Genomic DNA, 13,669 nt, shown 5'->3' with positions numbered 1-13,669 from the left:
GATGATGGATTTGTAGACTTTGTCGGGAATGTCGAAAAGGATATGTTGCATTTTTGAGTTTTTAAACGAAGGAACATGGATATTGAAATGGGGATGGGACAAGACTGAACAAATCCCTTCTAAATACGAACGATATATTTAAGGCATGGCCATCGCTCCGGAAAAACACTGCGCTTTCCGCGGGCGCTGATGAGCCTCCTCGTGCTTATCGCACTGCGGGGTCTCACCTAGGCTTTTTCATCCCGCAGGAGTCTCCGTGTTTTTCCTACTCTAAGCGAAAAATCCGAACTGGTTCAGATTATTTGTGAATCATAGTTCGGATTTTTCTTTGATTAAACGTCTTATGTCCCAGCCTCATTTTTTATGTTTGAACGAGTGAATCGGTTTTTGACGTCACGATTAAAAGTATTGGAGTAACTATTGTTTCAACCGTTCATATAAGTTCTATCTTTTGACAAAAATACGATTGGGGGGTACCCTATAATTAGAACAAAAAAGGAGTGAGGCCGTTGGGAGAATACATGCATGACCAACCGGTGACGCCCCGGACACAGGATGAAAAAGATGCTGTCGTCAATCGTTTGAAACGTATTGAAGGACAGGTTCGGGGTATTCAAAAAATGGTGGAAGACGATCGGTATTGTGTTGATATATTAGTGCAAGTCAGTGCGATCAATGCTGCCTTGAAAAAAGTCGGATTTTCCGTTGCCGAACGCCATACGAAGCATTGTGTCAGTGATGCCGTGCAATCCGGCAATGGCGACGAAGCGATTGATGAACTGATGGAAGTCATGAAGCAGTTTGCCAAGTAAGGGGGGTATGACACATGAGTGAAACAGAGCAAACCAAACTTGGTGTGACAGGGATGACCTGTGCAGCGTGCTCCAATCGCGTTGAAAAAGTTTTAAATAAAATGGACGGCGTCGAGGCGAAAGTTAATTTAACGACGGAAAAAGCATCTGTTGACTATGATCCGTCTGCCGTCTCTATTGACGATATAACTGAAAGAATTGAAAAGCTCGGGTATGGGATTGAGACGGAAACGGCCGAATTGGATGTCACCGGCATGACCTGTGCCGCGTGCTCCAACCGGATTGAAAAAGTGCTGAATAAACAAAATGGTGTGAAGACGGCCAGTGTTAATTTGGCAACCGAGAACGCGGCCGTTGAATATACCCCGGGACTGATGGAAGAAACCGACATTATTGAACGAATCCAAAAACTCGGCTACGATGCGAACGTTAAAACCGATGACGACGATAAAGAGAGCGCCAAAGAAAAACAGATAGCACGGATGAAAACGAAATTGATCACGTCCGCTTTACTGGCCGCGCCCCTTCTCTTAACGATGATTGTTCAAATGGTTGGCGTCGATGTACCGTCTATTTTGGTTAATCCGTGGTTCCAGTTTGCATTGGCGACACCGGTGCAGTTCATCATCGGCTGGCAATTTTACGTCGGTACCTACAAAAACCTGCGTAACGGCGGAGCTAACATGGACGTGCTCGTTGCCCTTGGGACAAGTGCCGCCTACTTTTACAGCTTATACGAAGCGTTGAAAACCATTGGCAGCCCAGCGTATGACCCGCATCTCTATTTTGAAACGAGCGCTATTTTAATCACGTTGATTCTGTTTGGTAAGTATTTGGAAACAGCCGCCAAAAGCAAAACAACAGCTGCTTTATCGACATTGCTTGATTTGCAGGCCAAACAGGCACGCGTTATCCGTGATGGTGAGGAAGTGATGGTGAATGTAGAGGATGTTGCTGTCGGTGATCAATTGCGTGTCAAACCAGGTGAAAAATTTCCGGTCGACGGCACGGTCATGAAAGGCCAAACATCGGTTGATGAGTCGATGATTACCGGGGAATCCATCCCTGTTGAAAAAGACGTTGATTCAAATGTTGTTGGGTCGACCATCAACAAAAATGGCACGGTGGAAATGGAAGCAACGAAAGTCGGCAAAGACACCGCGCTTGCATCGATTGTGAAAGTTGTCGAGGACGCACAGGAATCAAAAGCTCCGATTCAACGCATGGCTGATGTCATTTCCGGGTATTTCGTCCCGGTTGTCGTCGGCATTGCCGTGATTACATTCGGCATTTGGATGGCGTTTGTTTCGCCCGGTGCATTTGAACCAGCACTGGTGGCCGCGATTGCGGTTTTGGTTATTGCCTGTCCATGCGCGCTCGGGCTTGCGACACCGACATCGATTATGGTTGGAACAGGGAAGTCCGCAGAAACCGGTATCCTGTTTAAAGGCGGCGAACATCTGGAACGCACCCATCAGTTGGATGCGGTCATTATGGATAAAACCGGTACGATTACAAAAGGTAAGCCTGAAGTAACCGATTTTACCGGTGACACCGACACATTGCAGTTATTGGCCAGCGCTGAAAAAGGATCCGAACACCCTCTGGCTGAAGCCATTGTCGCCTATGCCACGGAGCAGGATATGAAAATGGTCGATGCCGATGCTTTTGAAGCCATACCCGGTCAGGGCATTAAAGCTACGATTGCCGGTAAGGACGTTTTGGTCGGAAATCGCAAACTGATGGATGAACATGGTGTGCAAGTTGACGCTGCGGCTGATTTGGAAAGCTACGAATCCGACGGAAAAACGGCCATGCTTGTTGCTGTCAACAGCGAATATCAGGGTATGATTGCGGTGGCTGATACGATTAAGGAAACCGCTGGTGAAGCCATTCAAAAGCTGCATGATCAGGGACTTGAAGTAGTGATGATGACCGGCGATAATGAACGAACAGCACAGGCTATCGCGCGGCAAGCAGGTATCGATCAAGTGATAGCCGAAGTGTTGCCGGAAGAAAAAGCGGATAAAGTGAAAGACGTCCAGAATCAAGACAAAAAAGTAGCCATGGTCGGCGACGGTATCAATGACGCACCCGCATTAGCCGTTGCTGATACCGGTATTGCGATCGGAACAGGTACGGAAGTTGCCATCGAAGCGGCTGATGTTACGATTCTTGGCGGGGAGCTGTTGCTGATACCGAAAGCAATCCAGATCAGTCAAGCAACCATTCGAAACATCCGTCAAAATCTGTTCTGGGCATTTGCCTACAACACAGCCGGCATTCCGATTGCCGCCGCCGGACTGTTAGCACCATGGATTGCCGGCGGTGCGATGGCGTTAAGTTCGGTGAGCGTCGTATCCAATGCCCTTCGATTGAAGCGGGTTAAAATTGAATGATACTCTCTTTATCAAGAGACATTTTGTGAAAAGATAACTATTTTAAAAGGAGTGATAAATGATGCAAGCAACATTGGATGTAAAAGGAATGACGTGTGGTCACTGTGAAAGCGCGGTAAAAGGAGCACTGGAAAATCTGGAAGGTGTCCAGACCGTGAACGTCAATCTCGATACAGGCAAGGTGGATGTCACGTACGATGATGCTGTGGTAACCATTGACGCCATGCATGAAGCCGTTGAGGATCAAGGCTATGATGTCGTCGCGTAATAAAAACCGGCTCCCTCTGAAAAGGGGAAGTCGGTTTTTTTATAGTGTAAAAATCACCCCGTTGAAAAATCCGCGTCGCTCCGGTTGATAAATTGCACATCCGGTCGATATCCCCGTCGATCTGGTTGATAAATTTCAAATTCGGTCGATATCTGCGCCGCTCCGGTTGATAAATCTCAAATCTGGTTGATATCCGCGTTGATCCGGTCGATAAATCTCAAATCCGGTTGATATCCCCGCCGTCCTGGTTGATAAATCCCAAATCCGGTTGATATCCTCGCCGATCCGGTCGATAAATCTCAAATCCGGTTGATATCCCCGCCGTCCTGGTTGATAAATCCCAAATCCGGTTGATATCCCCGCCGTCCTGGTTGATAAATCGCAAATCCGGTTGATATCCCCGCCGTCCTGGTTGATAAATCGCAAATCCGGTTGATATCCTCGCCGCTCCGGTCGATAAATCCCAAATCAGGTTGATATCCACCTCGACCAGGTCGATAAACACCACTGCTTTGATTTAGCACAAACGAATAATTTATAACATGATTGGAAATCTATACATAGCGAAAATGTACACGGATTCCCCATGTCGAAACAAGACAAAAATGTGCCAGAAGTGATAAACGAACTACAGCAATGCTTTCTCTCAGAATAAGATTCGATAAGGGAAAATAGTTGACTGATACAAAACACCATAGAAGAATAAGGATGCATTTATTTGTTATTCTTCTTGTCGTTGCGATTATGTGGCATTCGGTTGACTGGCATCGCTTTTATGAATTCCACACAACAATTCTGTATATGGTTGCCATTGCATTTTTTGGTTTGACGTGCGATGGATTAAATTCAATGCTTTGGCTGAGGAGTTGGTAATATGGAAATGATGCTTTTATGGTTATTTTTTATCATCGGGATTGTATTATTTATTCGATCGTGGATAAAACACCCGTTTCAGGAATGGTTGTTATGCTATTTGCTGGCTGCTCAAGTTGCTATGTTACTGGGTCAGTTAGTGGTCCATTATCAGCTGTTGGACTACCCGGTCAAACTGTTTCCGCAATTTGAGTCAAGCATCCTTTATGAATACTTGTTGCTTCCCATGATCATTGTCCATTACTATTATCAAACGTCCAGTCGCAGCTCCATATTCCGAATGGTATGGATAGCATTGGCCTCGAGTGGTATTTTAACGATTTTTGAAGTCATCCTGGAAAAAAATACGAACCTCGTTGCGTATATGCAGTGGCATTGGTATTACTCCCTGATCAGCATCTTTTTGTTTCTGATAATCATCCGCTTTTTGATGAAACAAATAGTTAAATTGGATCATAAAAAAGACAGTTAAAACTCTGTTTGGAATAAAAACGCCAAATGGAGTTTTTTTATTTTACGTATCGTTACGAATGTGATAAATTATTTAGTGTACGAAATATTAGAATGCGAAAAAAAGGAAGGATGGGCGGGCATGGAAAACCAGGAATTTTCAAAGACAGGCACTCGTGCTGCTGAGCTTTTTCGTGAAGTCAATAAAGTATTAGATCAGCGAATGCGACAATCATTCCAGGAAGTGGGCATCACGCCGCCTCAGATGATGATTTTGCATTATTTATATAATCATAACGCATGCATGGTGAGTGATATCAGCCGCGATCTTCATTTAGCGGCCAGCACGGTTTCCAGCATTCTGGACCGGCTGGAACGACATAATTTAGTTGTTCGCAGGCGCAAACAAGAGGATAAGCGGGTTGTCCAGATTATTCTTTCTGAACGGGCCATGGAATGGAAGGATTCCTTGCGCACGAGTCTTAACTCAACAATGGAAAACATGGTGCAAGACGCCACAGCTGAGGAACGTGATCAGATTATCAGCGGTTTGCAATTAATGAAAGATGTATTAAACAGAAATGCTCAGACTGAGAAAGGGGAGGAGTCATATGGAGACAATTGTGGAAGTGAATGACTTAAAAAAGAGTTATAAGGATAAAGAAGCTGTTAAGGGCGTCAATTTTTCCGTTGAAAAGGGCGAAATATTTGGTTTTCTTGGCCCAAATGGTGCCGGCAAAAGTACCACGATTGATATGCTGTCAACCATTAACAGACCAACCAGTGGTGATGCCATTATCAACGGATTTCAGGTCGTATCTGATAAAAATAAAGTGCGCGGCAGCATCGGTCTGATTTTTCAGGAGACAACGCTCGATGAAAAGCTGACTGCGAATGAAAATTTGATGCTGCATTGCCGTTTTTATAACGTGCCTAAAGAAAAACGAGAAGCGCGTATTCAGGAAGTGCTGGAAATTGTAGATCTGTCAGACAACCGAAAGCAGATTGTTGAAACCTTTTCGGGCGGTATGAAGCGCCGGTTGGAGATCGCACGCGGTCTGCTGCATTATCCGCGGGTGCTGTTTCTGGATGAGCCAACTGTTGGTCTTGACCCGAACACACGTAATCATATTTGGGATTATATTTTGGACTTGAAGAAAAAGCAGGGGATTACTATGTTTCTGACCACTCATTATATGGATGAAGCAGAAATTTGTGACCGTATCGCTGTTATGGATCACGGTGAAGTGATTGCCCTCGATTCCCCCGAAAAGCTGAAAACGGATGTTGGCGGAGATATTATAGAAATTCAGACAGCTGATAATGATCAGGCTAAAGCTAAAATCGAAGCTGATTACGGTGTGGAGGTTAAGGAAAAGGATAATACCCTGACATTTCAAGTAAGCAACGGCAGCGAATTTCTTGTTCAGTTTGTCAGAGATTTTTCGATCGACATTTTGACTGTTAATTTGCGCCGGCCAACCTTAAATGATGTATTCCTGTATTTAACCGGTCGGGAAATCCGGGAAGACGCCTCAACGCAGAATGACGAAACTGAAGGAGGGACGGACTGATGGAAGCGATTCTGGCTGTATGGCAACGTGATGTCATCAAATTTTTCCGTGATATAAGCCGGTTATTAGGCTCATTTGCTATGCCATTTATGTTTTTAATTCTTTTTGGGAGCGGCATGAGTGGCGCGATGCAGTCAATGATCGGCGGTAGCGGCGGTCCACTGGCTGATTTCGACTTTGTGACGTTTATGTTTCCAGGTATTATCGGAATGGTTGTTTTTACGAACTCTATATTTTCTGCGCTATCCGTTGTACAGGATAAGGAATTTGGCTACATGCGTGAAATTCTTGTTTCACCTATGTCCCGTGTAACCATTGCGATTGGAAAAGTGCTGGGTGGTACGACGGTAGCTGTTATTCAAGGTTTAATGATGCTTATTTTTGTACCATTTATCGGTGTTTCAATAAGCGTTCTCATGGTCATGCAATTAATTCCGATTATGTTTCTCGTTGGCTTTACCATGTCATCCATTGGTCTCCTGATAGCAAGTCTGTTAAATTCAGCCCAAGGTTTCCAAATGGTATCGCAAATACTATTATTCCCCATGCTGTTTTTATCCGGCGCACTGTTCCCATTAAATGGAATGCCGGCATGGATGGATATTATCGTCAAAATTAATCCGTTAACCTATTCAGTCGATATGCTTAAAAATGTTGTCCTGCAGCCGGATACGCTGAGTGAACCAATGCAGCAAGCGATGGGGCTCAACCTGGACTTATTCGGGCATACGATTTCATTTACGGAAGATATCCTGATTGTTCTCGGGATTGCAGCCGTGTTTATTGTCCTGGCTACAGTAAGATTTGCTAAAACGGAAGCGTAAGGCTTTAATTTGAAGCATTGAACGCTGCCTCTTTTGGATAAGGGGCGGGTTCATTGGTCCAGTCCCAACTGAAGGAGACGTCAATTCTGATTGATCGCGTAAGTCGCTTTTCAACTGAGCAGTAACGCATCAACTGAAGGAGGTAACAGACATGAAAACGATGAAAGCTTTCGTGCGGACAAACGCCACTACCCGGGATGTGGAAATCACTGACCTTCCTGTACCGACTATTGAGGATGATGAAGTGCTCGTCCGGGTGGAAGCATTTGGTGTCGGCATTCACGATCGATATTATATTCCGAAAGATGCTGAATTTCCTTACACGATAGGTGTTGAAGGAGCAGGCAGAATTGCTGAGCTGGGCAGTCAGGTGAACGATTTTGCGGTGGGCGACCGGGTTATTTTCACGACCGTTATGCAGTCAAAAGGCGGTGCGTGGGCGGAATATGCCGCTGTTAAGCCAGCGACCTTGGTCCCTATGCCTGACCAGCTGACCTTCCAGGAAGGTGCAGCAATACCAGTTCCTGTAAAAACAGCACTGGAAAGCATGCGGGCCCTTGACCTCTCTGAAGGTGACAGCCTGTTTATCGCAGGTGCTTCGGGAGCTATTGGCACGCTTGTTATCCAGCTGGCAGCAGCTAGGGGCATTCACGCGGCCGGATCAGCTTCTGCTCAAAATCATGACTACATGACATCCCTTGGTGCGGACAAAACGGTCGATTATCATGATACTGACTGGCAACAGCAAATCAGGGAATGGTCTGGTGACGGTGTGACAGCAGCGTTGGCCATCCAGCCGGGAACAGGAAAGGAATGCATCCACGTGGTTAAAAATGGCGGGAAGGTGGTTACGGTATCAGGCGATCAGCTGGCGGACGAACAGGGCGTTACTGTTCAGCAGATTGGCCACCATCCGGATACCCAACAGGACGTCATCCAGCTTACAAAAGACATTGCAGACGAAAAAATCACGCTCGTTATCGAGAATGACTATCCTTTCGAGCAGGGATTAGACGCACTCGAAAAAACTGAAACAAGACACGCCCGAGGCAAATCAGTCGTAACAACACCAAACTAGTGGACCACGGGGACAGGTCCACTGGTCCACTATCGCAAGGGGGAGCGTCTTATTGTTGACCGAAGATATTTGAGTATTTTCGGTCTTTATTTTGTAGGGATTGATACAAAAATTATGGGTCAACAAATTTTATGATTGAAATGAATGGAGTCTCTCTCATATTTACTCATTTAAATTTCCTTTAGAATCATAGACTGCAATCTTGACCATTGTTTGATAAGATTAGTCATATAGACCTAAAACGAATATGGGGAGAGAATGATGAATGCCAGCAAAAGCTGATATAGATTTTCAGAAAGATTTGTTTGATGCTGCGACCAAAATGCGGGGAAGTATTGCGCCAGCGGATTATAAACATTATGTGCTGCCGCTTATATTCCTGCGTTATTTAAGCAATAGTTATGAACTTAAAAAAGATGAATTACACGAAACGGTTAATGATCCAAACAGTGGCTGGTATGCGCCAGACAAAGACACGCAGCAAATGCTCATTGAAGACCGGGATATGTATCAGGCGGAAAATGTCTTTTTTGTACCGGAAGAAGCACGCTGGTCAACCATCCGTGACAATGCTAAACAGCCGAATATCAAAGAAATTCTGGATCATGCCATGCAGCGATTGGAAGAAGAGAACCCGGAATTAGAAGGAATGCTTCCGCAAACGTTTCAGGGCAGTAACTTATCGACGGATAATGTGTCTGGGCTGATTGAGATATTTTCACGTGACGTTTTCAGAGCTGATGATGAGCATAGTGTGGATGTCCTCGGACGTACATATGAATATTTCATTAGTGAATTCGCATCAACAGAAGGCAATCGGGGCGGCGAGTTCTACACGCCTTATAGTGTGGTTTCCCTGCTTGTATCAATGTTAGAGCCGCAGGAAGGACAGGTACTGGATCCCGCATGTGGTTCAGGCGGGATGTTCATACAAAGTGAAAATTATACATCCCGAAAATCTGCTTTGTCGTTCCACGGGCAGGAAAATGTGATGACAACAGGCAGATTGGGGAAAATGAATATTTTACTTCATGGTATCAACGCGGATATGCGCATGGGCAACTCGTTGCTGGATGATCAATTTGCCGATCTCAAAGCGGATTATGTTATCGCCAATCCACCATTTAATCAAAGTGATTGGGGTGCAGACCGAATCTCTAATGATGACCCACGTCTTGTCGGTACAGTTACGAATAGTAATGCTAACTATATGTGGATGCAGCATTTCTTCTCCCACTTGAATGAGTCCGGTACTGCGGGTTTTGTTATGGCGAATGGTGCTATGACAACCAATTTGCGTGAAGAAAAAACGGTTCGGGAATGGTATGTTGATAACGGCTATATTGACTGTATTGTTGCTTTGCCGGAAAAACTGTTTTTATCCACAGGTATTCCAGTTTGTTTATTTTTCTTGAGTAAAAACCGGGATGGTAAAGCAGGTTATCGTCAACGTGATAATGAGATTTTGTTTATTGATGCCCGTCAAAAAGGGTCGCTTGTCAGCCGACGGCAAAAAGCACTTTCAACTGAGGAAATTGAAGAGATTGCGAATGTCTATCATAACTTCAAATATGATGCAGACGAGGTTGAAGAAACACCTGGATTCAGCAAAATCGCCACGTTGGATGAAGTGAAGGAAAATGATTATAAGCTGACGCCAGGCATTTATGTTGGTGTGGAAGAAGAGGAAGATGACGGCACCCCTTTTGAAGAAAAAATGGAAGGACTGCGAACACAATTGCTAGAACAATTCGAGGAATCCAACCGCCTTCAAGAAAAAATTAAGAAAGACTTGGAGGGATTGTTGTGAGTGCAAAAAAATATATCGTTAATGATTTAATAAAAGAGGGAGTATTAGAACCTCCTCTTGATGGTAATCACGGAGGGAAGCATCCCAAAGGTTCCGATTATGTTTCTGATGGAATACCATTTGTTATGGCTTCTGATTTACAAAATGGTAAAGTTGATCTTAAAAATTGTAAATATATTACAAAAGAGCAGGCAAAAACATTACCAAAAGGTTTTTCTAGAGAAGGAGATGTTTTATTAAGTCATAAAGCTACTATAGGACGTGTTGCTCTCGTTGAAAATATAGCTAGTGAATTTCTTATGACAACACCACAGGTTACTTATTATAGAATATTAAATGATAATTTTCTGGATAGAGATTATTTAATGTATTATTTCAGATCACCTTACTTTCAATCTCTTATTAATTCCTGGGCAGGCGGAGGATCTACAAGATATTATTTGAATATTACAAATCAAAAAAAATTACCCATTTCTGTCCCTGAAATAAGTACCCAACAAAGAATTTCATCTATATTGAAAGGTTTAGACGATAAAATCGAAATCAATCTACAAATGAACGAAACGCTTGAGGAAATGGCAATGACGCTATACAAACATTGGTTCGTCGATTTCGGCCCTTTCCAAGATGGTGAATTTGTGGAATCAGAATTAGGAATGACTCCAGAAGGCTGGGATATTTATTCACTGTTTGATTTGGCCGAATTTGTAAACGGAAAGGCTTTCAAAACAGCTAATTTAAATGAAGAACATATAGGTTTACCAGTTATTAAAATAGCTGAATTAAAATCAGGTATAGGTAATACAACCAAATATTGCCCTGACTCTTATAAGCAAAATATGAAATAAATAATGGTGATGTCTTATTCGCTTGGTCTGCATCTTTAGGTGTTTATTTATGGGACGGGGATAAAGCATTATTAAATCAACATATTTTTAATGTCCAACCTAAACAAGATTCCATTTTGGAGAAATCCTTTATATATTTTATGTTAAAAAGATTAATGCAAAAATTCATTTCTATTGCTTCTAGCAGAGCAACAACAATGGGTCATATAACCAAAAATCATCTAAAAGAAGAAAAGATAGCTTTACCTAATGATTATATATTATTAAAAATTCAAGAAAAACTGGAAACTTACTATGAACTAATTTTGGCTAATTCATTAGAAATAAAAAGACTGATTGAAACACGTGACTATCTTCTCCCTAAGCTCTTATCAGGCGAAATAGACTTATCAGAAGAGGAAAAAGAAGTTGAACAAGTTTTATAGAAGGAGGTGTTAATATGGCTGTTTTGCCAGAATCAGAATTTGAAGAAACAACGATTGAACGATTGAAGCAGATAGGTTATGAATATCGTAACGGACAAGAGTTGTTTCAGAATGGCGAGCGAGACCGCCTGCAGGAAGTTGTCCTTCATGGGCGTTTGAGAGATCATTTGAAACAAGCGTATCCGATGATTCCTGACCAAGAGATTCCTCGATTAGCTAGTATGCTGGTGACAAATGAAGGCGTGGGATGGGAACAACGGAATTTTAATTTTCATCAACGGTCTATTAAGGGAATTGATTTTGAATATGAAATGGATGGTGAGAAACGATTTCAGCATGTATTTCCGATTGATTGGAATGAACCGGAAAATAATGATTTTTTAGTCGTTAATCAGCTGTCCATTGAGGGACGCATGCCGCGCCGGCCGGATATCGTTATTTATATCAATGGTCTTCCGCTGGTTGTTTTTGAATTGAAAAACCCGAACAAAGAAAATGTCACGGTCTATGATGCGTACAACCAAATTCGCAATTACACATACGATATTGCGAAGATTTTCGAGTATAATGCATTTGTTGTTATTTCTGATGGCGTGGAAACGATGCATGGCATGCCGTCTGCGCCTTATGACTACTTTGCTTCCTGGAAATCAATTGACGGCCATACCGTTGATAATAATGTGGCTAATACGATGCGTACGTTAATTGAAGGGTTGTTTTCGAAAAAGCGATTGCTCAATTACATACAGAATTTTATCGTCTATTTGGATAAAGGGGAAAAGTACGTCAAAATCGGTGCGAAATATCACCAGTTTTTCGGTGTTAATTTTGCGGTAGGTGAAACTGTTCGTGCAACAGATACAGACGGTGATCGCCGCATCGGTGTAATTTATCATACCACTGGTTCTGGTAAATCTTTGAGTATGCTGTTTTATGCTAATATATTGTCAAAGCATTCGAAACTTAATAACCCCACGATCGTCCTGCAAGTTGACCGAAATGATTTGGACGAACAGCTGTATGATACCTTTTCAGAAGGCCACAGTATGATTGGTCATGTCCATCACGCGCAAAAGGGTGACCAATTGCGGGAATGGCTGAAAGGCGAAGGTGGCCAGATTGTATTCTCCACGATTGAGAAATTCCGCTTGAAGGAAGGCGAGGCCAGGCATCCAGTCTTATCGGAACGGAAAAACATTATTGTGATTGCTGATGAGGCGCACCGGACACAGAGCGGTTTTGACGGCGGTTATGCGGCTCAACTGCGCCACAGTTTGCCTAATGCGTCATTTGTCGGGTTCACTGGAACACCGGTGAACTTGCTCGGAAATGACACAGAAGAGATATTTGGTCATATTATTCACCGCTATGACATGTCTCAGGCTGTTCAGGATAAAGCTGTGTTGCCTTTGTATTATGAAAGCCGTATGATTCCGCTCGATTTCGAGGGAGCCGGCATTGAAGAAGAATTTAGTGATGTCGTATCAGAACTTGATATGGAAGATGAAGAATCGGACAAATACAAGCTGAAATCGGCTGCTTTGGAAAAAGTGGTGGGGACGCCTAAGCGTCTTAAAAAGTTATCACGTTCTATTTTAGATCATTTTAATGCGGCGGCTGATCCGTTCCAAAAAGGTATGATTGTCGCCATGAATCGTTATATAGCGGTTCGATTATATGACGCGATGACAGAGCACGAAGACTGTCCGGAAGTTGAAATTATTATGACTGGCTATATTGAAAAAGACCCAACAAGCTGGCGGGAAAAGAATCCGGGTAGTCAGTACGCACATATTAAAACGAAGGAAGAACAAGAAGAAATTAAATCAAAACTGCGTGACGTCGATGATCCGCTGAAACTAGTGATTGTGGTCAATATGTGGCTGACGGGATTTGATGCACCGAACCTGTCTTATTTGTACATCGATAAACCAATGCGCGGTCACAATTTAATCCAGGCTATTGCAAGAGTTAACCGTGTATTCCCCGGTAAAGAGGGCGGTGTCATAGTTGATTTCATCGGCATTGCCACCTCTCTTAAAGAAGCGACGAATGACTACACAGGTGGTAAAGGAAGCGGCGGATCTAATGTTGATATCAGTGCTGCAATGGATATTTTCTATACGCATCTGGAAGAAGTGCGCCGTTATATAGGTGACGTTGACCATGTTCAGGACTGGCGGTCGTTAACAAAAGTTGAACGGGATGATTTAATTGCCGATCTTGTTAATGCTCAACTCAACTTTCGCATCTAAAAAACGCTAATAATTCCTTGATATGACTGAGCTAATCCGGAAAACAATATTAA

At 43.2% G+C, this 13,669-nt stretch carries 13 protein-coding genes; 12 read left to right on the top strand and 1 reads right to left on the bottom strand.

Annotated features, from left to right (window positions below):
- Positions 1 to 521 precede the first annotated feature (521 nt).
- From ABDZ72_RS00105 to copZ, 3 genes are all read left to right on the top strand, one after another.
- A complete protein-coding gene (locus ABDZ72_RS00105) occupies positions 522 to 812 on the top strand; it encodes a metal-sensing transcriptional repressor (RefSeq protein WP_425542320.1) in 291 nt (96 codons plus the stop codon).
- Between the two features lie 14 nt (positions 813 to 826).
- Positions 827 to 3,211 carry a heavy metal translocating P-type ATPase gene (locus ABDZ72_RS00100; protein WP_343750359.1) on the top strand — a complete coding sequence of 795 codons (2,385 nt, stop codon included), beginning with the start codon at positions 827 to 829 and terminating at the stop codon, positions 3,209 to 3,211.
- A gap of 61 nt (positions 3,212 to 3,272) precedes the next feature.
- The gene (gene copZ / locus ABDZ72_RS00095) at positions 3,273 to 3,479 is read left to right on the top strand and encodes a copper chaperone CopZ (protein ID WP_343750518.1); all 207 of its coding nucleotides are present in this window, start codon (positions 3,273 to 3,275) and stop codon (positions 3,477 to 3,479) included.
- Positions 3,480 to 3,696: 217 nt separating this feature from the next.
- Here the strand turns inward: copZ and ABDZ72_RS00090 are convergent, their stop codons facing one another.
- Positions 3,697 to 3,984, bottom strand: a complete 288-nt coding sequence (locus ABDZ72_RS00090) for a hypothetical protein (RefSeq protein WP_343750357.1) — start codon at positions 3,982 to 3,984, stop codon at positions 3,697 to 3,699.
- Between the two features lie 369 nt (positions 3,985 to 4,353).
- Between ABDZ72_RS00090 and ABDZ72_RS00085 the strand changes: the two genes are divergently transcribed.
- From ABDZ72_RS00085 to ABDZ72_RS00045, 9 genes are all read left to right on the top strand, one after another.
- Positions 4,354 to 4,824, top strand: coding sequence for a CBO0543 family protein (locus ABDZ72_RS00085; protein WP_343750356.1), 471 nt, complete (start codon positions 4,354 to 4,356; stop codon positions 4,822 to 4,824).
- A 120-nt stretch (positions 4,825 to 4,944) separates the two neighbouring features.
- Positions 4,945 to 5,439 carry a MarR family winged helix-turn-helix transcriptional regulator gene (locus ABDZ72_RS00080; protein ID WP_343750355.1) on the top strand — a complete coding sequence of 165 codons (495 nt, stop codon included), beginning with the start codon at positions 4,945 to 4,947 and terminating at the stop codon, positions 5,437 to 5,439.
- Positions 5,414 to 6,376 (top strand): ATP-binding cassette domain-containing protein, encoded by a 963-nt coding sequence (locus ABDZ72_RS00075; protein WP_343750354.1) that lies wholly within the window; start codon positions 5,414 to 5,416, stop codon positions 6,374 to 6,376. The genes ABDZ72_RS00080 and ABDZ72_RS00075 overlap by 26 nt, the downstream gene beginning before the upstream one ends.
- The gene (locus ABDZ72_RS00070) at positions 6,376 to 7,200 is read left to right on the top strand and encodes an ABC transporter permease (protein WP_343750353.1); all 825 of its coding nucleotides are present in this window, start codon (positions 6,376 to 6,378) and stop codon (positions 7,198 to 7,200) included. Before ABDZ72_RS00075 ends, ABDZ72_RS00070 begins: the two co-directional genes overlap by 1 nt.
- A gap of 151 nt (positions 7,201 to 7,351) precedes the next feature.
- Positions 7,352 to 8,278, top strand: coding sequence for an NADP-dependent oxidoreductase (locus ABDZ72_RS00065; protein WP_343750352.1), 927 nt, complete (start codon positions 7,352 to 7,354; stop codon positions 8,276 to 8,278).
- Between the two features lie 265 nt (positions 8,279 to 8,543).
- Positions 8,544 to 10,088, top strand: a complete 1,545-nt coding sequence (locus tag ABDZ72_RS00060) for a type I restriction-modification system subunit M (RefSeq protein WP_343750350.1) — start codon at positions 8,544 to 8,546, stop codon at positions 10,086 to 10,088.
- On the top strand, positions 10,085 to 10,936 hold the full coding sequence (locus tag ABDZ72_RS00055) for a restriction endonuclease subunit S (protein WP_343750349.1): 852 nt from the start codon (positions 10,085 to 10,087) through the stop codon (positions 10,934 to 10,936). The genes ABDZ72_RS00060 and ABDZ72_RS00055 overlap by 4 nt, the downstream gene beginning before the upstream one ends.
- The gene (locus tag ABDZ72_RS00050) at positions 10,933 to 11,361 is read left to right on the top strand and encodes a restriction endonuclease subunit S (RefSeq protein WP_343750517.1); all 429 of its coding nucleotides are present in this window, start codon (positions 10,933 to 10,935) and stop codon (positions 11,359 to 11,361) included. The genes ABDZ72_RS00055 and ABDZ72_RS00050 overlap by 4 nt, the downstream gene beginning before the upstream one ends.
- Positions 11,362 to 11,375: 14 nt before the next feature.
- Complete coding sequence (locus ABDZ72_RS00045; RefSeq protein WP_343750348.1) at positions 11,376 to 13,616, top strand: type I restriction endonuclease subunit R; 2,241 nt, start codon at positions 11,376 to 11,378, stop codon at positions 13,614 to 13,616.
- Positions 13,617 to 13,669: the final 53 nt, after the last annotated feature.

The sequence above is a fragment of the Lentibacillus halophilus genome (assembly GCF_039522485.1).
GTDB classification, from domain to species: domain Bacteria; phylum Bacillota; class Bacilli; order Bacillales; family Amphibacillaceae; genus Lentibacillus; species Lentibacillus halophilus.
Note: the sequence above shows the minus strand (reverse complement) of the source record. Positions and strands in the feature narration are given on the sequence as shown.